General features: G+C 65.1%; 22 protein-coding genes and 3 pseudogenes. 17 read left to right on the top strand and 8 right to left on the bottom strand.

Translation table 11 applies throughout. The features are described from left to right. Positions 1-23 precede the first annotated feature (23 nt). The 5 genes and pseudogenes from fcl to ACQ858_RS16810 all read right to left on the bottom strand — a co-directional run bounded on the left by fcl (position 24) and on the right by ACQ858_RS16810 (position 6,940). Complete coding sequence (gene fcl, locus ACQ858_RS16830) at positions 24-989, bottom strand: GDP-L-fucose synthase (protein ID WP_431273793.1); 966 nt, start codon at positions 987-989, stop codon at positions 24-26. A gap of 30 nt (positions 990-1,019) precedes the next feature. After that, on the bottom strand, positions 1,020-2,459 hold the full coding sequence (locus ACQ858_RS16825) for a mannose-1-phosphate guanylyltransferase/mannose-6-phosphate isomerase (protein ID WP_431273792.1): 1,440 nt from the start codon (positions 2,457-2,459) through the stop codon (positions 1,020-1,022). After that, entirely contained in the window at positions 2,456-3,175 is a 720-nt protein-coding gene (locus tag ACQ858_RS16820) for a sugar transferase (RefSeq protein WP_431273791.1), read from the bottom strand. Before ACQ858_RS16820 ends, ACQ858_RS16825 begins: the two co-directional genes overlap by 4 nt. Positions 3,176-3,654: 479 nt before the next feature. Next, positions 3,655-6,617: pseudogene (locus ACQ858_RS16815) on the bottom strand (Rne/Rng family ribonuclease). Between the two features lie 146 nt (positions 6,618-6,763). Then, a complete protein-coding gene (locus ACQ858_RS16810) occupies positions 6,764-6,940 on the bottom strand; it encodes a hypothetical protein (RefSeq protein ID WP_431273790.1) in 177 nt (58 codons plus the stop codon). 214 nt (positions 6,941-7,154) lie between these two features. Here ACQ858_RS16810 and ACQ858_RS16805 point away from each other — a divergent pair. The 4 genes and pseudogenes from ACQ858_RS16805 to ACQ858_RS16790 all read left to right on the top strand — a co-directional run bounded on the left by ACQ858_RS16805 (position 7,155) and on the right by ACQ858_RS16790 (position 10,288). Next, positions 7,155-8,206: pseudogene (locus ACQ858_RS16805) on the top strand (RluA family pseudouridine synthase). Then, positions 8,199-8,868: pseudogene (locus tag ACQ858_RS16800) on the top strand (HAD-IA family hydrolase). The pseudogenes ACQ858_RS16805 and ACQ858_RS16800 overlap by 8 nt, the downstream one beginning before the upstream one ends. A 10-nt stretch (positions 8,869-8,878) precedes the next feature. After that, positions 8,879-9,244, top strand: a complete 366-nt coding sequence (locus tag ACQ858_RS16795; RefSeq protein ID WP_431273789.1) for a Rieske (2Fe-2S) protein — start codon at positions 8,879-8,881, stop codon at positions 9,242-9,244. Between the two features lie 90 nt (positions 9,245-9,334). Further along, positions 9,335-10,288, top strand: a complete 954-nt coding sequence (locus ACQ858_RS16790; RefSeq protein ID WP_431273788.1) for a S49 family peptidase — start codon at positions 9,335-9,337, stop codon at positions 10,286-10,288. A gap of 1 nt (position 10,289) precedes the next feature. Here the strand turns inward: ACQ858_RS16790 and ACQ858_RS16785 are convergent, their stop codons facing one another. From ACQ858_RS16785 to ACQ858_RS16775, 3 genes are read right to left on the bottom strand one after another with little or no spacing between them, the layout of a single operon-like run. Then, entirely contained in the window at positions 10,290-11,429 is a 1,140-nt protein-coding gene (locus ACQ858_RS16785) for an MFS transporter (RefSeq protein ID WP_431273787.1), read from the bottom strand. A gap of 14 nt (positions 11,430-11,443) precedes the next feature. After that, on the bottom strand, positions 11,444-12,178 hold the full coding sequence (locus ACQ858_RS16780; RefSeq protein ID WP_431273786.1) for an SAM-dependent methyltransferase: 735 nt from the start codon (positions 12,176-12,178) through the stop codon (positions 11,444-11,446). A gap of 30 nt (positions 12,179-12,208) precedes the next feature. Further along, complete coding sequence (locus tag ACQ858_RS16775; protein ID WP_431273785.1) at positions 12,209-12,790, bottom strand: Maf family protein; 582 nt, start codon at positions 12,788-12,790, stop codon at positions 12,209-12,211. Between the two features lie 73 nt (positions 12,791-12,863). Between ACQ858_RS16775 and ACQ858_RS16770 the strand changes: the two genes are divergently transcribed. From ACQ858_RS16770 to ACQ858_RS16710, 13 genes are all read left to right on the top strand, one after another. Then, positions 12,864-13,376, top strand: a complete 513-nt coding sequence (locus ACQ858_RS16770) for a YceD family protein (RefSeq protein ID WP_431273784.1) — start codon at positions 12,864-12,866, stop codon at positions 13,374-13,376. A gap of 156 nt (positions 13,377-13,532) precedes the next feature. Continuing rightward, positions 13,533-13,715: a 50S ribosomal protein L32 gene (rpmF, locus tag ACQ858_RS16765; protein WP_028248601.1), complete on the top strand. Its 183-nt coding sequence runs from the start codon at positions 13,533-13,535 to the stop codon at positions 13,713-13,715. A gap of 95 nt (positions 13,716-13,810) precedes the next feature. Then, positions 13,811-14,860 carry a phosphate acyltransferase PlsX gene (plsX, locus tag ACQ858_RS16760; protein WP_431273783.1) on the top strand — a complete coding sequence of 350 codons (1,050 nt, stop codon included), beginning with the start codon at positions 13,811-13,813 and terminating at the stop codon, positions 14,858-14,860. Continuing rightward, positions 14,860-15,837, top strand: coding sequence for a beta-ketoacyl-ACP synthase III (locus ACQ858_RS16755; RefSeq protein WP_431273782.1), 978 nt, complete (start codon positions 14,860-14,862; stop codon positions 15,835-15,837). The genes plsX and ACQ858_RS16755 overlap by 1 nt, the downstream gene beginning before the upstream one ends. 51 nt (positions 15,838-15,888) lie before the next feature. After that, positions 15,889-16,842 (top strand): ACP S-malonyltransferase, encoded by a 954-nt coding sequence (gene fabD, locus ACQ858_RS16750; protein WP_431273781.1) that lies wholly within the window; start codon positions 15,889-15,891, stop codon positions 16,840-16,842. Positions 16,843-16,865: 23 nt separating this feature from the next. Beyond that, entirely contained in the window at positions 16,866-17,609 is a 744-nt protein-coding gene (gene fabG, locus ACQ858_RS16745; protein ID WP_431273780.1) for a 3-oxoacyl-ACP reductase FabG, read from the top strand. Positions 17,610-17,707: 98 nt separating this feature from the next. After that, positions 17,708-17,947: an acyl carrier protein gene (acpP, locus tag ACQ858_RS16740; protein ID WP_007830471.1), complete on the top strand. Its 240-nt coding sequence runs from the start codon at positions 17,708-17,710 to the stop codon at positions 17,945-17,947. A 94-nt stretch (positions 17,948-18,041) separates the two neighbouring features. Continuing rightward, positions 18,042-19,286, top strand: a complete 1,245-nt coding sequence (gene fabF / locus ACQ858_RS16735) for a beta-ketoacyl-ACP synthase II (protein WP_431273779.1) — start codon at positions 18,042-18,044, stop codon at positions 19,284-19,286. 33 nt (positions 19,287-19,319) lie between these two features. Next, on the top strand, positions 19,320-19,787 hold the full coding sequence (locus ACQ858_RS16730; protein WP_431273778.1) for a hypothetical protein: 468 nt from the start codon (positions 19,320-19,322) through the stop codon (positions 19,785-19,787). Then, a complete protein-coding gene (gene rpoE / locus ACQ858_RS16725) occupies positions 19,784-20,458 on the top strand; it encodes an RNA polymerase sigma factor RpoE (protein WP_431273777.1) in 675 nt (224 codons plus the stop codon). The genes ACQ858_RS16730 and rpoE overlap by 4 nt, the downstream gene beginning before the upstream one ends. Positions 20,459-20,471: 13 nt before the next feature. Beyond that, entirely contained in the window at positions 20,472-21,116 is a 645-nt protein-coding gene (locus ACQ858_RS16720; protein WP_431273776.1) for a sigma-E factor negative regulatory protein, read from the top strand. A gap of 15 nt (positions 21,117-21,131) precedes the next feature. Next, a complete protein-coding gene (locus ACQ858_RS16715) occupies positions 21,132-22,178 on the top strand; it encodes a MucB/RseB C-terminal domain-containing protein (RefSeq protein ID WP_431273775.1) in 1,047 nt (348 codons plus the stop codon). Positions 22,179-22,233: 55 nt separating this feature from the next. Beyond that, positions 22,234-23,706, top strand: a complete 1,473-nt coding sequence (locus ACQ858_RS16710) for a DegQ family serine endoprotease (protein WP_431276884.1) — start codon at positions 22,234-22,236, stop codon at positions 23,704-23,706. The last annotated feature ends 140 nt before the right edge of the window (positions 23,707-23,846 follow it).

Genomic DNA, 23,846 nt, shown 5'->3' with positions numbered 1-23,846 from the left:
GAATCGTATCGGGAGATCCCCGCTCAGGCGACCAGTTCTTCGCTGCGGAAATCTTCGTACGCCTTGGCAATGCCTTCGCGCAGAGGCACTCTGGGCATCCAGCCGAGCTGGCGGATGCGGGAGATGTCGAGCAGCTTGCGCGGCGTGCCGTCGGGCTTGCTCGTGTCGTATTGGATCGCGCCGCGATAACCCACGACCTCGCTCACCAGTTCGGCGAGCTCGGCGATCGACTGGTCCTCGCCCGAGCCGATGTTGATGTGGCTGCTCATGACCTCGGTGTGCGCGGCGTAGACCTCGCGCGGGAGGTCCATGATGTGCACGCATGCGCTGGCCAGGTCGTCGACGTAGAGAAACTCCCGCTTGGGCGTGCCGGTGCCCCAGATCACGACCGAAGGCGCATCCGCCATCTTGGCCTCGTGGAAACGGCGGATCATCGCGGGCAGCACATGGCTGTTCTGCGGGTGGTAGTTGTCGCCGGGGCCGTAGAGGTTGGTTGGCATCACGCTGCGGTAGTCGCAGCCGTACTGGCGGTTGTAGCTCTCGCAAAGCTTGATGCCTGCGATCTTCGCGATCGCATACGGCTCGTTGGTCGGTTCGAGCTTGCCGGTCAGCAGCACGTCTTCCGACATGGGCTGGGGCGCGAGGCGCGGATAGATGCAGCTCGATCCGAGGAAGAGCAGCTTGGTAACGCCGGTGCGCCACGATTCGTGCACCACGTTCGCCTCGACCATCAGGTTCGAATAGATGAACTCGGCCGGGTAGGTGTTGTTGGCGTGGATGCCGCCGACCAAGGCCGCCGCCACGTACACCTCCTGCGGCCTCTCCTTGGCGAAGAAGGCTCTGACCTGAGCCTGGTCGGTCAGGTCGAGCTCCGCGCGGCTGCGGGTGACGATGTTCGTGTAGCCCCTGCTTGCAAGGCCGCGCACGATCGCGCTCCCGACCATGCCACGATGACCCGCCACGAAAATCGGTTTCTGGAACTCGTTCATTCAGTATCGCCTTGAGGTTCAAGGATCAGTTCACGCAAGCTTGCGTTGACTGGTGTCGGAGCCCATACCGTCTTCGTCGTCGAAACGAACGATGTCGTCATCGCCCAGGTAGCCGCCCGTTTGAACTTCGATCACTTCGAGCGTGGTCTTTCCGGCGTTCTCCAGGCGGTAAACCGCGCCCACGGGGATGTAGATCGACTCGTTTTCCTTCACGAGCTTGGCATTGCCGTCGCAGATCACCCGGGCCGCGCCCTTGACGACGACCCAGTGCTCGGCCCGGTGATGGTGCATCCTGAGCGCGAGTCGGGCACCCGGCTTCACGGTGAGGCGCTTGACTGCGAATCGGTCGCCGTCGTCGATGCTGTCGTAGGCACCCCAGGGCCTCGGGATGCGGCGATGGCGAACCGCCTGGCTCTGACCCTTTGCTGTCAGCAGGGCGACGACGTCCTTGACCTGTTCGACGCAGTCGTTGTGCACCACCAGCAATGCGTCCGGCGTGTCGACCACCAGCAGATCCTTGGTGCCCAGCGCCACGACGGGACGAATGGGCGCATGGATGAAGGTGTTGGCAGAACTCATCGCAAAGCCATTGCCGCTGATGCGGTTGCCGTTCGCGTCCAGATCGTGCAATTCGGCCACCGCATTCCAGCTGCCGACGTCGGTCCAGCGTCCGCGGAAGGGGATGACCGCGACCCGATCGGATTTTTCGAGAACCGCGTAATCGATGCTCTGGCTGCGGCAGCGCTCGAACGCCGACCGGTCCATGCGCAGGAAGTCGCCGTCGACTTCGACCGCCGCAGTGGCAGCCCTGCAAGATTCGAGAATGTCCGGCGCATGCGCTTCCAGCGCCTTGACAAGCACCTTGGCCTGCACGAGCAGAATCCCGGCGTTCCAGAAGTTCCCGCCCTCGAGCAGCAACTGCTCGGCGCGGGCGGCCGCGGGTTTTTCGATGAACGACGCCACCGTATGGCCTGCTTCTTCGGCCAACGGTCCGTCGAGCTTCGCGCCCTGGCGGATGTAGCCGTAAGCGGTGCTGGGGAAGGTGGGCTCGACGCCGAAAGTCACCAGATGGCCGTGCAGCGCGGCCGGGATGCCTTTCCGTATCGTCTCGGCAAAGCCGTCGACATCGGGAATGTGATGGTCCGCAGGCGCGAAGAGCAGCAACTGGTCCGGCTTGCTCAGCAGTGCCACCGCGGCCATCGCGGCGGCAGTGCTCCGGGCAACCGGTTCGAGCAGTTGACGCCCCGTCACCTGGGCCGCGTCCACGCATTCCTGGACGAGAAAACGATGCTCTTCCGAGGCCACGCACGTCACCTCGGTGTTGAGCTTTCGAAGGCGCTCGAGCGTGAGCACCAGCAGGCTCTTGTCGCCGACGAGCGGAACGAACTGCTTCGGGAGCGTCTTGCGCGAGAGCGGCCACAGCCGCGTGCCGCTACCCCCGCAAAGCACGACGGGGTGGATGGCTGTCACCGCGAGCCCTCCCCGCTGACGACGGCGCGGACCGTCTTCAGCAGGATCTTGATGTCCAGCCAGAGCGACCAGTTGCTCACGTATTCGACGTCGAGTTCCACCCGGCGTGCATAGGAAAGCCTGTTGCGGCCGCTCACCTGCCACAGGCCGGTGATGCCCGGGCGCACTGCGCAGTAGTGCTCCCACCCCTTGCCGTAGAGGCTGCGTTGGCGCTCCATGCAGGGGCGGGGGCCGACGAGGCTCATGTCACCCTTCAGGACGTTCCAGAACTGGGGAAGCTCGTCCAGGCTGAGCTTGCGGATGATCATGCCGATCGGCGTAATCCGTGGATCCTTCTCCAGCTTCTGGAAGGTGTCCCATTCGGTGCGCGCCATGTCGTTGCGGCTCAGGAACTCATCCAGCACGTCCTCCGAATTCCGCACCATCGAACGGAACTTGTAGAAGCGGAAGCGTTGTCCGTTCTCGCCGAGTCGGTTCTGCCAGAAGTGGACCGGGCGGCCCATGCTGATGGCGACGCTCAAGGCGACGATCAGATAGAGCGGGCCGAACAGCACGAAAAACGTGAGCGCGCCCACGATATCGATGGTCCGCTTGGCGATGCGCTCAAAGTAAGTCAGTCGGCGCGGCTGTGCATACGTCGCCGGTGCCGAGGACCCCCCGTCGGGAGAAAAGCGTCGGACCACGTTGCCGTTTGCGGTCGAGTCAGAACGAAACATTTGAAATTCTCCCGTCACGGGTGCTGCTTCAATCAGAGGGCGTTCGAGTGTAACGCTTTACTACTATTCGCAAGAATTTGAACATATGCTGCTGCCGCTGTCGTGTCAACAAAAGCAGTACATCTTCCGCCAAACGGTCTAGGCTTTACCTCTGTACGGCGCATGGGCATGGCGATTGGTGCGTTGCAACATGTGTTGGCTAAGTGTAGTCCTTTTGTTTAACAAGATGTTAATGCCGATCGATCTCGATCTGTTGTTTACATACGCCGTTTGGCGAAACGTGACTTTGTGCAGTCTTTGCTTGTTGTGCGGCGCAGCATCACAAGTCGCATCGACCGCGAAATCTCGATACAGAAGCTGAGGCGCAGCGATCGGCGTGGCGGCCCGGCAGCGGGCGCTCACCCATGAAAAAGCCCGGTGCACAGGCACCGGGCTCTTATTGGGAATCGGGAAGAGGGGGCTGAAGAGCCCCTTCGACCTCAGGGCTGGGGGCTCGCGTCCTGCGCCGCCTGTTCGAAGGGCAGCACGATGCCCGCGAGATCCCGGCGGGTTTCGACCAGCACCAGCGGACCGTCGTCGAGCACGATGGCGGGCGGCCGTTCGCGAGGAACGTGGACCGGTCTGGGCTCCGCCTCGATCGTGGCGCGGACCTGTGCCACCCGATCGGAATCGGAATTCACCCACTGCAGCCCCGAGCCTTCGGCGATCTGGGCAAGTTCGTCCAGTGGTAGCACGAAGGGCTGGATCTTGGGCATCGTGCGCTTGGACGCGGCGCTCGGCGGAACCACGATCTGTTCTGCCTGAGGCGCGGCGATCGCTTCTGCCACGGTCGGTGCCGCAGGCAGCCGTGCTGTGCGCTCCTCGCCAACCGGGCCCTCTGCGGGCGTCGATGCGGCCATGGCGACATCGCCTTCTTCACGCGGCGCCCGCTCGCGACGATCACGGCCATAGCGGTCGCGCGAACGGCCTCGTCGCTCTTCGCCTTCGCGGCGCGGGGCGGTCTCGGCGCCTTGTTCTTCGACCGGCGCTCCGCCGGCTTCTACCGCGGCTTGCTCCGTCGGAGAGACTTCGGGCCGCGCAGCGCCATCGTTGCGGCGCTCGCGGCGGCCTTCGCCTCGTTCACCGCGCGGTGTGCGTTCCTCTCGGCCGCTGCGGCCGCGCTCGCCGGATGCGCCGCCTTGGGGGCCTCTGTGCCGGCCTCGCGCGCAGCGTCGCCGCTGCGGTCGCGTGCCGTCTCGGCGCCGCGTTCGCCACGATCGCGACGTTCGCCGCGGCCGCGCGGCGCGCGCTCGGCCTGTACGGCCGAGTCATTGGCTGCACCGGTGGCGGCAAGTGTCTGGGCTTCGAGCTGGGTGTCCACCGCTTCCATGGGTTGCTGGCGGACCTCGCCTTCGCGCCGTTCGCCACGACCGCGCCGCTCGCCTTCGCGGCCCTGGCGGGCTTCGCGGGGCTGGCTCTCCGCGCGGGCTTCGTTGCGACCCTCGCCGCGACGTTCGCCCTCGCGGCGCTCGCCGTTGCGACCGCCACGACGTTCGCCGTCGCGGCCCGTGCGGCCTTCGGTACGTCCACGGCGCTGATCACCATCGCGCGGGGCGCGTTGCGCTTCGCCGTCGCGGCCGCCTGCGCGGCCGTCGCGGCGCGGCTTTGGTGGTTCGACGGGAATAGGCGCAGGCTCAGGTGCGGCGACGGGGGCAGCGCCGAAGACCCGCTTGATCCAGCCGAAGAAGCCCGTCTCGGTTGCCTTGGCCTGCGCGGCGGAGGCGGCGGCAGTCGTCGTCGCAGCCGGTGCGGCGACAGGCGCCTGCGCGGTTTCGGGCTTCGGTGCCACCACGGGCGCGGGTGCGTCCGGCAGCACGCCCTTGATCACCGGCGTCTGCTTGTTCGTCGGCTCTTGCGAGCGGCGCGTCACCGAAGTCGGGTCCTCGAACTCATCGGCCATCTTGTAGCTGGCGTCGATGTGGTCGAGGCGCGGATCGTCGTGCTTCAGGCGTTCGAGCCTGTAATTGGGCGTCTCGAGCGTCTTGTTCGGCACCATCAGCACGCTGACGCGCTGCTTGAGCTCGATCTTTGCGATCTCGGTGCGCTTTTCATTGAGAAGGAAGGAGGCCACCTCGACCGGCACTTGCACGTGCACGGCGGCGGTGTTGTCCTTCATGGACTCTTCCTGAATGATGCGCAGGATCTGCAGCGCGCTCGATTCGGTGTCGCGGATGTGGCCCGAGCCGCCGCAGCGCGGGCAGGGGATCGATGAGCCTTCGGACAGCGCCGGCTTCAGGCGCTGGCGGCTCATTTCCATCAGGCCGAACTTGCTGATCGAACCGAACTGCACGCGGGCGCGGTCCTGGCGAAGCGCTTCGCGCAGCCGGCTTTCGACTTCGCGGCGGTTCTTCGACTCGTCCATGTCGATGAAGTCGATCACGATCAGGCCGCCCAGGTCGCGCAGGCGCATCTGGCGGGCCACTTCGTCGGCCGCTTCGAGGTTGGTGCGGGTGGCGGTTTCCTCGATGTCGCCGCCCTTGATGGCGCGCGCCGAGTTGACGTCGACCGAGACCAGCGCCTCGGTGTGGTCGATCACGATGGCGCCGCCGCTCGGCAGCTGCACCGTGCGGGCGTAGGCTGATTCGATCTGGTGCTCGATCTGGAAGCGGCTGAACAGCGCCGCGTCGTCGCGGTAACGCTTCACACGCGCCGCATGCTCCGGCATCACGTGCGCCATGAACTGCTGCGCCTGGTCGTAAATGTCGTCGGTGTCGATCAGGATGTCGCCGATGTCGTGATTGAAATAGTCACGGATCGCGCGGATGACCAGCGATGACTCCTGGTAGATCAGGAAGGCGCCCTTGCCGCCCTTGGCGGCGCCGTCGATGGCGGCCCAGAGCTTGAGCAGGTAGTTGAGGTCCCATTGCAGCTCGGGGGCCGAGCGGCCGATGCCGGCGGTGCGCGCGATGATGCTCATGCCCTTCGGGTATTCGAGCTGGTCCATCGCTTCCTTGAGCTCGGCCCGGTCGTCGCCTTCGATGCGCCGGCTCACGCCGCCGCCGCGCGGGTTGTTGGGCATCAGCACGACGTAGCGGCCGGCCAGCGAGATGAAGGTCGTCAGCGCCGCCCCCTTGTTGCCGCGCTCTTCCTTCTCGACCTGGACGACCAGCTCCTGGCCTTCCTTGATGACGTCCTGGATGCGGGCCTGGCTGGCCGAAACGCCCTCGGCGAAGTATTGCTTGGAGATTTCCTTGAACGGCAGGAAGCCGTGGCGGTCTTCGCCGTAGTCGACGAAGCAGGCTTCCAGCGAGGGCTCGACGCGCGTTACCACGGCCTTGTAAATGTTGCCCTTGCGCTGCTCGCGGCCCTCGATCTCGATCTCGTAATCGAGGAGCTTTTGCCCGTCGACGATGGCCAGGCGCCGTTCTTCGGCCTGCGTGGCATTGATCAGCATCCGTTTCATGATGCGTTGTCCTTCTCTATGTTTCGTCTCGTCTGACCGGTCCATGACGGACCTAACGATGCACGGACGACGCGCCGCGAAACGAAGGAATTGCCGCTGGGCCTTGGCCTGGACTGCCGCGCGGATGCCGGCAGCCGCATGGAGCATCAGCTCAATGCGGGCCAGGGCGGGGGCGCGTGGATGGGTGCGAGCCCGATCGGGTGCTGACTTGCCGTCTTTTCGACAGCGACTGGCGCAATGGTGATGCGCACGGCTGGCGGCTCCATGCCCGTGCTCGCCGGCATCAGCCAGCGCAGGACAAGTTGAACCAGTAGCATCAGCACGAGGTACTCGCTTCGATCCGCCGACAGCCTGAAGCTGCCGACTGGGTATTCCGTATGGTGTTTCGTGGGCGTCGGCTTGACTCGGATGAAGCACCTGCCGCCTTGCGCATTTGCGCGTGGCCTGCGGGTTCGACATCAAAGCGGCATCGACCTCACAGCGCCTCTTGCAGTGCTCTAAACTTCTGATTAATCAAGCACTTACATGACCGCGCTGGTGAAAAATATTATAGGTGCGAAGCCAGGCCCCGGGGCGGCGGAAGTTCGCTTTCTCAGGGTTGACGAGGATTCGGCCGGGCAGCGACTGGACAATTTCCTGTTCCGTCAACTGAAGGGCGTGCCGAAAACGCATGTGTACCGGATCATCCGTTCGGGCGAGGTTCGTATCAATAAAGGCAGAGCGCAGGCGGAGACCCGCCTGTGCGAAGGCGACGTGCTGCGCGTGCCCCCGGTGAGGGTCGCGGCGCGTGCGGAAGAGGGGCATCGTCGCCCGCGCCACCTCGGGAATTCCCCGTGTTGCACGAAGACGACGCACTGATCGCTCTCAACAAGCCGGCCGGCGTCGCGGTGCACGGCGGCAGCGGCGTGAGCTTCGGCGTGATCGAGCAGCTGCGGCGGGCGCGGCCCGCTGCCCGTTTTCTCGAGCTGGTGCACCGGCTCGACCGGGAAACGTCCGGCATCCTCCTGGTCGCGAAGAAGCGTTCGGCACTGACAGCATTGCAGGACCAGTTCCGCGACCGCGAGACCGGCAAGACCTATCTCGCGCTGGTCGACGGCAGTTGGCCCGCGAACAAGAAGGTGCTCGACGCACCGCTCGCGAAATACCTGCTGCCGGGTGCAGCGGGCGGGGCCGAGGCCGGCGAGCGGCGCGTGCGCGTGGTGGCCAAGGATCACCCGGACGCCATGCGCGCCGTGACGCTGGTCAAGGTGCTCGCCCGGTTCAATCTGCCGGGGGACGCTGCACCGGTGTCGCTGCTCGCCGTCACCATCAAGACCGGCAGGACGCATCAGATCCGCGTTCACCTCGCTTCGGCCGGCCACGCCATCGCCGGCGACGACAAGTACGGCGACTTCGAGCGCAACCGGGTGCTGCAGAAGATCGGCCTCAAGCGCATGTTCCTGCACGCCTGGCGCCTGCAGTTCACCCATCCCGCGAGCCACGAGCGCATGGCGCTCCAGGCCGACCTGCCGCCGGAGCTGAATGCCCTGATGCCGCCGGAGGCGCTCGATGTGCTCGCTGCCCATTCATCGACAGCCCCTCATGACTGACACACGCTCCCGCCGCTTCGACCTGATCGCCTTCGATTGGGACGGAACGCTCTACGACTCGACCCGGTTGATCGTCCGCTGCATCCAGGCCGCGGTGGTCGACGTCGGCGGTGCCAGTGCCCAGCGAGAGCGACGCTGCCTGGGTGATCGGCCTGGGCCTGGCCGAAGCGCTTGCCAAGGCGGCTCCGGACGTTCCGCGGGAAAAGTATCCGGAGCTCGGCGCGCGTTACCGCTACCACTACCTTCAGCACCAGGACGACGTCGTGCTGTTCGACGGCGTGCTGCCGATGCTGGATGCGCTGCGCGCGCGCGGCCATCTGCTGGCCGTCGCCACCGGCAAGTCGCGCCGGGGGCTGAACGAGGCGCTCGCCACGGTCGCGCTGCGCGACCGCTTCGATGCCTCCCGCACGGCCGACGAGACCTTCGGCAAGCCGCATCCGCGCATGCTGCTGGAGCTCATGGAAGAGCTCGACGTGCCGCCGGAACGCACCTTGATGATCGGGGACACCACGCACGATCTCCAGCTCGCCATCAACGCCGGCTGCGCCAGCGTCGGCGTGAGTTACGGGGCGCACGAGCCCGATGGCTTCGAGCCGCTTTCGCCGCTGCACGTCGCGCATTCGGTGTCCAGCCTCATGGAATGGCTGCTCGGGAACGCATGACAATCCGGGCATGAGCGAGTGCGTTCCTCTTTGCAATGGCGCTGATCTGGTCGAGGGAGGCCGTGCCGTCCCGTTCGACGTGGTGCATGCGGGGCAGGCCTGCCGCGCGTTCGCAGTCAGGTTCGAGGGCGTAGCGCACGCCTACCTGAATCGATGCAGCCACGTCGCGATGGAGTTGGACTTCCAGCCCGACCGCTTCTTCGACGACAGCGGCCAGTGGCTCCTCTGCGCGACGCACGGCGCGGTCTACAAACCCGACACCGGCGAATGCGTCGGCGGCCCGTGCCGCGGAGGGTTGGTGAAGATCGCTCTCAGCGAGCGTGACGGCGTCGTGCACTGGCATACTGCCTGGAACCTCCAACCTCTCGCTTTCTGACATGACAGATTCAAACCGCACGGAGCCCGAAGGTTTCGAACCCTTCGACCGCACCGCGCCTTCACCAACCGTCCAGGGGGTTCGAGAAACATGTCGAAAAACGACCCGACCCAGCAGTCCGGCTGGGAGCGCGCGACGCTGGAGAAGCTCGCCTTTGCCGCGCTGAAGGAACAAAGGGCCGCGCGCCGGTGGAGGAACTTCACCCGTCTGGCCTGGCTGGCCTTTTTCGTCGCGCTGGCGTGGTTCGTGATCTCGCGCGGCTCGCAGACGGCAGCAAAGACGACGGCGCACACTGCCGTGATCGAGATCAAGGGCGAAATCGCGGACGGCGCCGAGGCGAGCGCGGAGTTCGTCGTCGCGGCAATGAAGACCGCGTTCGAGGACGAGGGCGCCAAGGGCGTGATCCTGCTCATCAACTCGCCGGGCGGCAGCCCGGTGCAGGCCGGGATCATCAACGACGAGATCAAGCGCATGCGGGCCAAGTACGACAAGCCGATCTATGCGGTGGTCGAGGAGACTTGCGCGTCGGCTGCCTACTACATCGCGGCCGCGACCGACAAGATCTTCGTCGACAAGGCCAGCATCGTCGGCAGCATCGGCGTGCTGATGGACGGCTTCGGGTTCACGGGAATCATGGAGAAGGTCGGCGTGGAGCGCAGGCTGCTGACGGCCGGGGAGAACAAGGGATTTCTCGATCCGTTCAGCCCCATGAGCGACTCCCAGCGTGCGCATGCGCAGCAGATGCTCGACCAGATCCACACGCAGTTCATCGATGTGGTGAAGAGCGGCCGTGGCGATCGGCTCAAGGTCAATTCGCCGGGCCTCTTCAGCGGCCTCTTCTGGAGTGGTCAGCAGGCCATCGAGCTCGGCCTGGCGGATCAACTCGGCAATGTCGACTACGTTGCGCGCGAAGTCGTCAAGGCCGAAGAGCTCATCGACTACACCCGCCGCGACAACGTGGCCGAGAGGCTCGCCAAGAGGTTCGGCGCGGCGCTGGGCGATGCATCGGTGCGCGCGCTGCGTGCCGCGCCGGCGCTGCGTTGAATCAGGCCGGGCCCGTGTAGCGCGCCGAAGCCGCAAGCGCCGCGGCAAAGGCAACCACCACGTACAGAGCGGCGGTCAGCGAGCTGATCTGCGCCAGGAAGCCGATCACTGGCGGCCCGGCCATGAAGCCGAGGTAGGCCGCCGCCGAGACCGCTGCGATGCCCTGCGCGGGCTCGACGCCCGGCGCACGCGCCGATGCTGCGAAGAGAACCGGCACCACGTTGGCGAACCCGACCCCGACACCGGCGAATCCGGCCAGCGCGACCCAGGGGTTGCTCGTGATCAGTACGACCGTCATCGAGGCGGCACCCAGCAGCGCGCTCCCCCGCAGCAACTCGGCGGGCGCGAATCGGGCCCGCATCGCGTCGCCGCCGAATCGCGCCAATGCCATGGCCGCAGAGAAGCTTCCGTAGGCCAGCGCCGCCTGCTGTTGGGCGCTGCCGAGCTCCTGCTGGAGGTACAGCACGCTCCAGTCGTAGATCGCGCCTTCGGCGATCAGTCCGAGCGCGGCCAGCAGCCCGAGCACGGCCAGGGTGCCGCGCGGCAAGCGAAAGCCTTCGTCGGAACGCGGAAACGCCGTGGCTTCCTTCGGCAGCATCCATTGCGAGGACAGAGCGATCGTGAGCGCCATCGCGGCCGCGACGAGCGTCAGGTGATGCTGAGCGGCCATGCCTGCAGCGATCGCCGCGCCGCCGCTCGTTGCGCCGACCATCCCGCCGAGGCTGAACATGCCGTGCATGCCGCTCATCAGCGGCGCCCCGTTGCGCAGTTCGAGCTGCGCCGCTTCGGTGTTGATCGCCACGTCGAACACGCTCGTCGCGACGCCGAACGCGGCGAGGAGCGCGAGCACGGCGACGAAGCCGGGTGTGAGCAGCAGGCAGGAAAGAAGGAGCGCGTAGGTGCAACCGCAGACCGCCGCCATGCGGCGGGCGCCGTGCCGACCGATCCAGCGGCTTGCCTGGGTCAGGCCCAGCAATGCGCCGAAGCCCGCGACTAGCATCGCAAAACCGAGCTCCGCCTCATTGACGTGGTAGTGCGCCTTCACCGTGGGAATGTGCACGCCCCAAGTGGCAAAGACGAAACCGGAGCAGAAGAATTGCGCGCGCGAGGCCCAGCGCATCCGTGTGGAAGTGAGCGTCATCGTCGGAAGCGGGCCTAGCGGCCGATCGCGAACACCGCCGGCATGCGCTCGTCCTGCAGGCCCGGCATCGCGCGCCATGTCTTCACGGTATGACTTCGAATCTGGGATGACGAGAGCGTCAGGCCGCTGGCGACCGCCAGCCGGGTGTTGTGCTGCAGTGTCTGCGTCAGCGCCTGCAGCAGCGCGGCGTTCCGGTACGGTGTCTCGATGAAGAGCTGGGTCTGGCCTGTCTTGAGTGCCAGCGCCTCGAGTTCCCGGATGCGGCGGATTCGCGCTTCCGCGTCCTGCGGGAGGTAGCCCACGAAGGCGAAATTCTGCCCGTTGAGTCCGCTGGCGGCGAGCGTCAGCAGCAGCGACACGGGGCCGACGAGCGGCACGACCACAATGCCGAGGTCATGCGCGGCTTTTGCCACCGATGAGCCGGGGTCGGCGATGGCCGGCATGCCGGCTTCGCTGAGCAATCCGACGTCATGGCCCTCGAGCGCCGCGGCAAGGAGCGGCCGGGCGTCGAACTGTCCGCCGTGATCGCCTTTCTTGTGAACTTCGCGTGGAAGCTCGCGGATCTGCAACTCCTGCAGCGGCGCGGCAAGCGGCGCAACCGCATCGACGCGCTTCAGGTAGGCGCGCGCCGACTTGGCGTTCTCGCAGATCCAATGGGTGATCCGTGCTGCCGCCCGGAGCGTGCCGAGCGGCAGGGCGTCCTGGATGTCCGGCTGCTCGTCGCACCCGAAGTCCAGCGGAGCGGGCACGAGATACAGCTTGCCGCGGGCACTGGCTGTTCACAGCAGGTCGACTCCGGCGGCACGGAGCATCCGGGCCGTGCGAATCAGTGGCAGGCCGACGAGCGCTGTCGGATCGTCGCTGTCGATGGCGTCGAGCAGCGCAATGCCCAATCCCTCGCTCTTGGCGCTTCCCGCGCAGTCGTAGGGTTGCTCGGCTTGGAGATAGTGCTCGATTGCCGCGTCGCTGAGGTCGCGGAAGACCACGCGCACCGGCGCGAGGTCGGCTTGCTCGAACGCGGTGGCCTGGCAGACGACGGCGACGGCGGTCTGGAAGATCAGCGTCTGGCCGCGCATGCGGCGCAACTGGGCCGTGGCGCGCGCATGGTCCCCCGGCTTGCCCAGGGCCTCGCCGGCCAGATCGGCGACCTGGTCCGAGCCGATCACCACGGCCTCCGGAAAGCGGCGCGCGACCGCGCGGGCCTTCTCGAGCGCCAGCCGCTCGGCCAGCGCGCGCGGCGCTTCGCCCTCCTGCGGCGTTTCGTCCACATCCGGCGCATGCACCTCGAAGGGCACGCGAAGTCGGCGCATGAGTTCCCGGCGGTATCGCGAGGTCGAGGCAAGGATCACTTGACGTTGCATGGCCGCGATTGTGCGCGAGCGGTTTAGACTGAATGAATGACGAGAGAATTTGTCCCCGGCCGACTCGACGTGAATGGCTTTACCGAAGCAGGTGCCGCCATTTCAGGAGACGAGCCCGTGCGGGAAGTATCAGCGCCTGCACGCCGAGTTGGTCGACCCGTCCGACGATCTCATGGTGCAGTGGAAGGCCGAGGGGCAGCGTAGAAGCGGCGCGGATGGTGCGCCGGTGCCGTGGCTGAATCTGACTGCACACACGCGGGTCCCCATGGTTTGTCAGCGCTGCCTTTCGCCAGTCGACGTGGCGCTCGATGTCGATCGCTGGTTTCGCTTCGTCGCAGACGAGACGACCGCCGCCTCGGAAGATGAAGAAGCCGAGGAGGACGTGCTGGTGGCGAGCAGGGACTTCGATCTGCATGCGCTCATCGAGGACGAACTGCTGATGGAAATCCCGGTCACGCCGCGGCACGAGGTGTGCCCCGCGCCTGCGCGGTTTTCTGCGGTCGACCCCGATTTCGACGCTTCGGAAAATGCCAAGCCGAATCCGTTCGCGGTGCTCAAGCAATTGAAGCCGAATGAGGACAAGTAGCCGTGCGAGCAGCCGGACTGGCGCTCCTTGGCCTCTTTGGGCTATAATTTTTGGCTTCGCGCGCGTCGCCGCTGGTGCTTGGTAAGAAGTGTCTTATTGAGCGTTATCGCCGCCTCGCATGCCCACCCACCCACCCGAATACATCCAGGAGCCATCATGGCCGTCCAGCAAAACAAGAAGTCGCCGTCGAAGCGCGGCATGCACCGCTCGCACAATGCGCTCGGCGTGCCCGGTATCGCCGTCGAGCCCACGACCGGTGAAACCCACCTGCGTCACCACATCAGCCCGAACGGTTTCTACCGCGGTCGCAAGGTTCTCAAGACCAAGTCCGAAGCCTGAACCCGTTTCAAGGTCGAGGCCCGAGGCTACTTCTGCCGTAGCGTCGGGCCTTTGTTTTGATGGCTACGCCGTCTGCATCTGCACCCGCGCCGTCCGTGATCACGCTTGCCGTTGATTGCATGGGCGGAGACCATGGCCCGCGCGTCACGCTCGCGGCCTGCCGTGCCTTTCTTGAGCGTCACCCCCAGGCGTCGCTTCTTCTCGTCGGTATCCCCGACGCGCTTTCCGGTTTTGCTCATCCGAGGGCCACGCTCGTCGCGGCGACCGAGGTCGTCGGCATGGACGATCCCATCGAGATCGCACTTCGCAAGAAGAAGGACTCGTCCATGCGGATTGCGATTCAGCAAGTGAAGGATGGGGCTGCCCAGGCTGCGGTCTCCGCCGGCAACACCGGCGCGCTGATGGCGATTGCACGGTATCTCCTCAAGACCCTGGATGGCATCGATCGGCCGGCGATTGCGCCTCAGCTGCCCAACAGCAAGGGCGGTGCGACGACGGTCCTGGATCTCGGCGCGAACGTGGATTGCGACGCCGAAGACCTCTTGCAGTTCGCGGTGCTCGGTTCGGCGCTGGTCTCGGCGCTGACGGGCAACGAGTCCCCCAGCGTCGGCCTGCTGAACGTCGGGGAAGAAGCGATCAAAGGCAGTGAAACGATCAAAAGAGCGAGCCAACTGCTGCGAAAAGCGGCGGATTCGCAAGATCTCAACTTCTACGGCAACGTCGAGGGCAACGATATCTTCAAGGGAACGACGGATATCGTCGTGTGCGACGGCTTCGTCGGCAATGTGACGCTGAAGGCCACGGAAGGTGTCGCCTCGATGATCGTCGACTTCCTGCGAATCGAGTATTCGAGAGGTTTTTTCAGCAAGCTTGCGGCTATCGTCTCTTATCCGGTTCTAAAAGCGCTTAAAAAGAGGCTTGATCACCGGAGATACAACGGCGCCGCCTTGCTTGGCCTGCGCGGACTGGTGTTCAAGAGCCATGGCTCCGCGGACGAAGTGGCCTTCGGCCATGCTCTGGATCGCGCTTATGATGCCGCTCGCAACAACCTGCTCGATCGCGTGCGGGCCCGCATCGCCCATGCCGCACCTTTGCTTGCGCGGCAAGACCCGGCGGCGGCCGACGCGGCGGCGCTTCACGTTTGATGACATCTTTCTCTCGCATTACCGGCACCGGCAGCTACCTGCCGCCTCGCCGCGTGACCAACGACGATCTGGCCCGGGATCTTGCTGCACGTGGCATCGAGACCTCTGATCAATGGATCATCGAGCGCACCGGCATCAGGGCCAGGCATTTCGCCGACCCCGATGTGACGAGCAGCGATCTGGCGCTCGAGGCTGCCGGGCACGCACTTGAAGCTTCCGGCCGAAGCGCGGACGACGTCGATCTCATCATCGTCGCGACCTCGACGCCGGACATGGTGTTTCCGTCCGCGGCGACCATTCTCCAGAACAAGCTCGGCATTGCCGGTTGTCCTGCGTTCGACGTGCAGGCCGTCTGCAGCGGCTTCGTGTACGCGTTGACGGTGGCCGACGCGATGATCCGCACGGGCAGCGCCAAGTGCGCCCTCGTGGTCGGGGCCGAAGTGTTCTCGCGGATCCTGGATTTCAACGATCGCACCACTTGCGTGCTTTTCGGCGACGGCGCCGGCGCGGTCGTCCTTGAGGCCAGCAACGAGCCCGGAATCCTGGCGAGCGATCTGCATGCCGATGGCAAGCACGTCGGCATCCTTTGCGTGCCGGGCCACGTGTCGGGCGGCTCCGTGAGCGGGACTCCCCTCCTGCATATGGACGGACAGGCGGTGTTCAAGCTCGCCGTTCGCGTGCTCGAAGACGCTGCGCGCGCCACGCTGGCAAAGGCCGGCAAGACCGATCAGGACATCGACTGGCTGATTCCGCATCAGGCCAACATCCGGATCATGGAAGGCACGGCCAAGAAGCTGAAGCTCCCGCGCGAAAAACTGATCGTGACCGTCGACGAACACGGCAACACCTCGGCTGCCTCGATCCCTCTGGCGCTCGACCACGCGGTGCGATCCGGCAAGGTCAAGAAGGGCGACACCCTGATGCTCGAAGGCGTCGGCGGCGGGTTCACCTGGGGCGCGGTGCTGTTGAACTATTGAAGAGAAGAGCGCAGCGTCCAGGCGGCGGCTGCGCATATGGAGCCAAGAACAATGAAGTCTTTCGCGTTTGTCTTTCCGGGACAAGGCTCGCAGGCGGTCGGGATGCTCGATGCCTGGGGCGATCATCCCGCCGTTGCCGAGACGCTCCGCGAGGCGTCGGATGCGCTCGACGAGGACGTTGCCCGCCTGATCCACGAGGGGCCGAAGGACGTTCTCTCCCTGACCACCAATACCCAGCCCGTGATGCTCGTCGCCGGTGTCGCTGCGTGGCGCGCGTGGTTGGCTGAGGGCGGCGATCGCCCGTCCGTTGTGGCCGGGCATTCACTGGGCGAGTATTCCGCGCTGGTCGCTTCCGGCGTGCTGACGCTCGCTCAGGCCGCTCCGTTGGTGCGCTTCCGCGCTCAGGCCATGCAGCAGGCCGTGCCTGTGGGCGCGGGTGCGATGGCGGCCATCCTGGGCATGGATGCGGAGAAGGTGAAGGCCGGCTGCGGCGAGGCAATGGCCAGCTTTGGCCCGGGCAGTGCCGAGGTCGTCGAGGCTGTCAATTTCAACGACCCGATGCAGACGGTGATTGCCGGCAGCAAGGCTGCCGTCGAGAAGGCCTGCGAGGTCCTGAAGGCGAATGGCGCCAAGCGCGCGCTGCCGCTGCCGGTTTCCGCGCCATTCCATTCCAGCCTGATGAAGCCTGCGGCGGAAGCGCTGCGTGAGCGCCTCGCTTCGGTGACTTTCCTGGCGCCGCAGATTCCGGTAATCAACAACATCGATGTGGCGGTCGTGACCGATCCGGCGTCGATCCGCGACGCGCTCGTGCGCCGGGCTGCGGGCCCTGTGCGCTGGGTCGAAACCGTTCAGGCATTGAAGGCGCGCGGCGTCGAAGCCGTGATCGAATGCGGCCCTGGAAAGGTTCTGGCCGGCATGGCGAAGCGGATCATCCCCGAACTGGTCGCGGCGTCGGTCTATGACCCGGCAACGCTGGCCGAGACCCGACAACTGCTCGCTGCCTGAGCGTCGACCTCCAGGGTTAATTCATGAGCACTCTCAAATTTGAAGGACAGGTCGCCTTGGTGACCGGGGCGTCTCGCGGCATCGGCTCCGCGATCGCGCTCGAGTTGGCCCAGCGTGGCCTCAAGGTCATCGGAACCGGCACGACCGACGAAGGTGCAGCAAAGATCACCGCGGCCCTGAGTGCCTACGGTGGCCGTGGCTGCACGCTGGATGTCAATGACGGCGCCGCGGTCGAAGCGCTGGTTGACGAGATCGTGAAGGTCTATGGCGCCATCCATGTGCTCGTCAACAATGCGGGCATCACGCGCGACACCCTGGCGATGCGCCTCAAGGATTCCGATTGGGACGCCGTTCTCGACACCAACCTGAAGGCGGTCTTCCGACTGTCGCGCGCGGTGATCCGGCCCATGATGAAGCAGCGCTACGGGCGCATCATCAACATCACCAGCGTGGTCGGCGCGTCTGGCAATGCGGGTCAGGCCAACTACGCCGCCGCCAAGGCCGGCGTGGCCGGCATGACGCGCGCGTTGGCGCGCGAACTCGGCAGTCGCAGCATCACCGTCAATTGCGTGGCGCCGGGATTCATCGAGACCGACATGACGGCCAGCCTGCCCGAGGCGCAGCAGCAGGCACTGCTGGCCCAGATCCCTCTGGGCCATCTGGGCAAGCCTGCCGACATCGCCCATGCCGTTGCGTTCCTTGCTTCTCCCCAGGCGGCTTACGTCACCGGGCAGGAACTGCACGTCAATGGCGGCATGCACATGTAGCGCGCGGACGCAATACCTTCACCCACGGCCGAGCGGCAAATGCCACAATCCGGCCGGCTAAAATCCACCGGTTACTTACAACCCTCAGAGGGAACCAAATGAGCGATATCGAAGCACGTGTCAAGAAAATCATTGCCGAACAACTCGGCGTTGAAGAGTCCCAGGTCACCAACGAAAAGGCTTTCGTCGCCGACCTCGGTGCAGACTCGCTCGACACGGTCGAACTCGTGATGGCGCTCGAAGACGAGTTCGGCATCGAGATTCCGGACGAAGACGCCGAGAAGATCACCACGGTGCAAAACGCCGTCGACTACGCCACCAAGAATCAAAAGGCCTGATCGGCCACGCTGAGACACCGTTTCCCCGGCCCGCGGTCCTGACGTCTGCGAGCGCCGTACAACGGTCTCAGTGCTTCCAGAAAGGTTTGCCGGCATGACCAAACGCCGCGTCGTCGTGACCGGACTCGGTTGCCTCGCTCCTGTCGGAAACACGGTAGCCGAATCCTGGGCCAATTTGCTGGCCGGGAAATCGGGTATCGACACCATCACCAAGTTCGACGCGAGCGGTTTCGCCTGCAAGTTTGCGGGCGAAGTGAAGGATTTCGACATCAAGCAATACATCCCCGAGAAGGAAGCGCGCCACATGGATCGCTTCATTCATCTCGGGCTTGCCGCCGCGATCCAGGCGGTGCAGGACAGTGGTCTTCCCACGGGCGACGCACTGTCGGAAGAAGAAGCCGTGCGTATCGGATGCAACATCGGCTCCGGTATCGGTGGTCTTCCTCTCATCGAGGACACGCATTCCGAACTGGTGAATCGCGGTCCACGCCGTGTGTCGCCGTTCTTCGTGCCGGCTTCGATCATCAACATGATCTCGGGCCATGTCTCGATCCGGTTCGGCTTCAAGGGCCCCAACATTGCGGTGGTGACCGCGTGCACCACCGGGTTGCACGCGATCGGCACGTCCGCGCGCATGATCGAATATGGCGACGCAGACGTCATGATCGCCGGCGGTGCGGAATCCACGGTTTCTCCGCTCGGGTTGGGCGGATTTGCCGCGGCGCGGGCCTTGTCCACGCGCAATGACGATCCGAAGACCGCGTCCCGGCCATGGGACAAGGATCGCGACGGCTTCGTCCTGGGCGAGGGTGCAGGCGTGCTGGTGCTCGAGGAATACGAACGCGCGAAGGCGCGCGGCGCCAAGATCTATGCCGAGGTCGTCGGATTCGGGATGAGCGGAGACGCCTATCACATGACCGCGCCAAACGTGGATGGGCCTCGCCGGTCCATGCAGATGGCGCTGGCCAATGCGGGCGTCAACCCCGACCAGATCCAGTACATCAACGCGCACGGGACGTCGACGCCGCTGGGCGATCTGAACGAGACCAATGCGATCAAGAACGCGTTCGGCGACCATGCCGGAAAGCTCGTGGTCAACTCGACCAAGTCGATGACGGGGCACCTGCTGGGTGGGGCCGGGGGCATCGAGTCGGTGTTTACCGTTCTGGCCATTCACCATCAGAAGAGCCCGCCGACGATCAACATCTTCAATCAAGACCCGGAGTGCGATCTCGACTATTGCGCCAATGAGGCGCGCGATCTGAAGATCGACGTCGCGGTCAAGAACAACTTCGGGTTTGGCGGCACCAACGGAACGCTGGTGTTCAAGCGCGTTTGATCCTCCCTTCCTCAAATGCATAGCGCCCCATCGGTGAGTTATCCGGTGGGGCGCTCGCGCTATGCGGAGCGTCTTTTGCTCGCGCTGTGGGCGCTTGGCGTCTGCGCCGTCACGCTTGCCTGCGTTCAATCGGCAAGAATCGATTGGCGGGACGGCGTACTGCTGCTCTGCGCGGTTGTGGCGAGCGTGGCCGCGTGGACGGGCGTGCTCCGCGCTTCGGGCCCCGCGAACCTGGTCTTCGATGGTCAATACTGGTCGATGTCGGGTGGCGTCAGCCTGCGGACCGCCCAGGCCGCGGTGATGCTGGACTTGCAGTGGCTGTTGCTCGTGCGGATCAAGGCTCCGTTCGGCGCTGCGCGGTGGATCTGGGTCGACCGAACGGCCGTGCCCCACCGGTGGGGAGACTTGCGCCGTGCGCTATATTCGCGCGCCACTCCGACGGAAGCGGCGGTCAGATCGCCGGAGTCGGGCTCGGCCAACGTGCATCATTCCTCGCCATGACAGTCTCGCCACCTCCCGTTCCACCGGATGCCGGGCCGGCAGGTGCGCCTGCCGAGGCGACCAAGCCGGGCGAGGTCGATTTCCAGCTGGTCCAGCGGACCGTGGCGGGCGACCAGAAGGCGTTCGAGCTGCTCGTCATCAAGTACCAGCGCCGGATCGAGAGGTTGATCGGCCGCATGGTGCGGGATGTGAACCTGATCGAGGACATCGCCCAGGAAACCTTCATCCGAGCCTACCGGGCACTGCATCAGTTCCGCGGCGAGGCCCAGTTCTACACCTGGCTCTATCGGATCGCCGTGAATACCGCCAAGAAGGCGCTGGTCGACATGAAGCGGGATCCGACCGTCACCGAGAGTGCCCTGCGTTCGTCTTCGGAAGACGAGGATGAAACTTACAGGCCCGGAAACGAACCAATCAGCGACGAGACCCCCGAGTCGGTGATGGCCGCCAATGAGATTGCAGCGGCTGTCGAGGCGGCCATGGAAGCGTTGCCGGCCGAACTGCGGCAAGCGGTGACGCTGCGGGAAATCGAGGGGATGAGTTACGAAGAAATCGCCGAGGTCATGAACTGTCCGATCGGCACGGTGCGGTCACGGATTTTCCGGGCCCGCGAGGCGATTTCTGCCAGGGTCAAGCCCTTGCTGGACAACCAATCCGGCAAGCGATGGTAAGCAGGTGAATGAAATGAAGCACACAAACACAGTTCGTGAGCAGGTGTCCGCGCTTGCTGATGGTCATTTGCGAGGCGAAGAGTTTGCCAGCGTGATCGGCCGCATCGGCTTCGACGAGGAGCTGCGGACCACCTGGCAGACCTATCACTTGGTCGGCGATGTTCTGCGTTCGGGCGTTCACGCGCCGTGCAGCGACACGACGACTTTCCTTTCGCGATTCCAGGATCGCCTCGCTTCAGAGCCCCCGCTGCAAACCGTGGTGGCGCTGCCTGAGTCGCAGCCGGTCCGGCGCTCGCGGGCGGAGGCGGCCAACGAGCCCGTCTTCCGCTGGAAGCTCGTCGCAGGGGCGGCATCGCTGGCAGCGGCCGCAGCCATCGGCTGGAACTGGGTCGGCACCGAAGGCCCCCGTGCTTCCGGTGCGCAACTGGCCCAGCAACAGGCGGCCCCGGCTGCGGTGGTGGCGACGGCCAATATTGCCCCTCCGCCGCGCCAGACCCTCACCCCCACGCGCGTTCTGGTCGGAAACGGCAATCCACAGGTCATGTTGCGTGATCCGCGACTCGACCAACTGCTCGAGGCCCACCAGCAGGTCAGTGGGGCGTCGCAGCTTCCGTCCGGCTTCCTGCGCAACGCCACATTCGAAAGGCCTTCGCGCTGAGCGCTTGCATCTGCGATGACTGTTTCGATCCCCATCCCCGAACGTAGATACGTGCTCCTCACGGCTGCACTGTGCGTGGCGCAGGTGGCCACGGCACAGACGCGGGTCAGCCCGCCGCCGGCAAAAGTGAGCCCTGGCGAAACGCCAACCCTCGGGGTGGTCGAATGGCTGCAGCGCATGCACGCCGCGTCGAAGCAGCGCAGCTACGCTGGCACCTTTGTCGTATCGGCGGAGACGGGCGATCTCTCCAGCGCGCGCATCTGGCACGTTTGCGAAGGCGATCTCCAGATGGAACGCATCGAGGCGCTCTCGGGGCCACCCCGTTCGACGTTTCGGCGCAATGACCGCGTCGTCACCTTCCTGCCTGAGTCGAAGGTGGTCAAGAGCGAGAAGCGGGAAAACCTCGAGCTGTTTCCGAACCTCCTCGGTGCGCCGGATTCGTCCATCGCCGATTTCTACGGTGTGCGGGTCGTGGGCAAGGGGCGCGTCGCCGGCTTCGATGCCGATGTGATTGTCCTGGAGCCGCGTGACGATTTCCGGTTCGGCTATCGGGTGTGGAGCGAGCGACGCTCCGGCCTGGTCGTGAAGCTGCAGACGCTCGATCACGACAACAAGGTCATCGAGCAATCCGCTTTCTCCGAGCTGCAACTCGATGCGCCGATCAAGGTTCACGCCTTGAACCAGATGATGACCAGCACCTCGGGCTATCGAGTCGAGAAATCGGAGCTTGAACGCACGACCGCCGAGCGCGAGGGCTGGATGCTGAGGAAGCCCGTCGCCGGGTTCAAACCGGTGAATTGCTATCGGCGTCCGGCCGGCGGCGAGTCGCCAGGACACACGATGCAGTGGACCTTCTCGGATGGCCTCGCTTCGGTGTCGCTTTTCCTGGAGCCTTACGATTCCCAGCGTCAAGCCAAGGAAGTCCTTCTCGCGCTCGGCGCCACCTATACGATGACGCGCCGACTGACCGACAAGGACGGCGATTGGTGGCTGACGGCGGTGGGCGAAGTGCCGCCGCAGACGTTGGACGCATTTGCCCAAAGCCTTGCGCGTGCACGCTGAGTCGTGGGCTTGCGGATATCGTTGGGTCCAAGCTGTTAGACGAAAGAAATTGATGATGCTCAACTTCGAGAGGAACAAGCTCCGCGCATGCGTGCTGGCTTGCGCGCTGGCCGTCGTGTCGACCACGGCGCTGTTGCCGCCGTCGCCGGCATTCGCGCAGACGCGTGTCCTTCCCGATTTCACCGACCTGGTCGACCAGGTCGGGCCGGCCGTGGTGAACATCCGCACTGTCGAGAAGGTCGCCCAGGGCGGCGGCAACCCGGAGATGGATGAAGACATGCAGGAGTTCTTCCGGCGCTTCTTCGGCCAGCCGATGCCGGGCATTCCGCGCCAGGGGCGTCCCAACCGCCCGGCCCCTCAGGAGGAAGAACGTCCGCGCGGCGTCGGTTCCGGTTTCATCCTTTCCTCGGACGGCTTCGTGATGACCAACGCGCATGTGGTCGATGGCGCCTCCGAAGTCCTGGTGACTCTGCCGGACAAGCGCGAGTTCAAGGCGAGGATCGTCGGCGCGGACAAGCGCACCGACGTCGCCGTGGTGAAGATCGATGCAACCGGCCTTCCTGCCGTCAAGGTCGGCGATGTCTCGAAGCTGCGCGTCGGCGAATGGGTGATGGCGATCGGCTCGCCCTTCGGCCTCGAGAACACCGTGACCGCCGGCATCGTGAGCGCGAAGCAGCGCGACACCGGCGACTACCTGCCGTTCATCCAGACCGACGTTGCCATCAATCCCGGCAACTCCGGCGGCCCGCTGATCAACATGCGTGGCGAGGTGGTCGGTATCAACAGCCAGATCTATTCGCGCTCCGGCGGCTTCATGGGGATCTCGTTCTCGATCCCGATCGATGAGGCGATCCGTGTGAGCGACCAACTGCGCGCGTTCGGCCGCGTGTCGCGTGGGCGGATCGGCGTGCAGATCGATCAAGTCACGAAGGATGTGGCCGAATCGATCGGCCTGGGCAAGGCGCAGGGCGCGCTCGTTCGAGGCGTCGAAGCCGGTTCGCCGGGCGAGAAGGCGGGGATCGAGCCCGGCGACATCATTACCAGGTTCGATGGCAAGTCGATCGAGAAGCCGAGCGATCTGCCGCGTCTCGTGGGGAACACCAAGCCAGGGACCAAGAGTTCGGTGACTGTGTTCCGTCGCGGTAGCCTGCGCGATCTGAACGTGACCATCGCGGAGATCGAGCCCGACAAACCCGCCAAGCGTGCGTCGGATCGGGACGAGTCTTCGGGCAAGGCGCCCGCGTCGGCGGCCGCAAGATCGATGGGCCTCGCGCTGAGCGATCTCCCCGACGCGCAAAGGAGAGAGCTGAAACTCAAGGGCGGCGTGAAGGTCGATGCCGCCACCGACGCGGCCGCGCGGGCAGGCCTGCGCGAAGGAGATGTCATCCTGGCCGTCAGCAACACGGAAGTGTCGAGCGTCAAGGAGTTCGAAGCTGCGCTGGCGAAGGCGGACCGGAGCAAGCCCATCAGCCTGCTTTTCCGTCGAGGCGACTGGGCGCAGTACGCGCTGGTTCGCCCCGCGCGCTGATCAGATCCAAGGCGTCAAGTGGCCCCACCCCGCAGTCGGGTTTGGGGCCGTTTTTTCGACGTTGTCGCGCCACGGCCGCACCGCGGCGAAAAATTTTTGAGACTGGAAGGGCCCCTTGTTTTGTTAGTAATTGCTAACTT

Origin of the sequence: Variovorax ureilyticus (assembly GCF_050632185.1) — a bacterium.
In the GTDB taxonomy this organism is placed as follows: Bacteria; Pseudomonadota; Gammaproteobacteria; order Burkholderiales; family Burkholderiaceae_C; genus Variovorax; species Variovorax ureilyticus_A.
The sequence above is the reverse complement of the archived record's forward strand: the minus strand, read 5'-3'. Positions and strand labels throughout refer to the sequence as shown.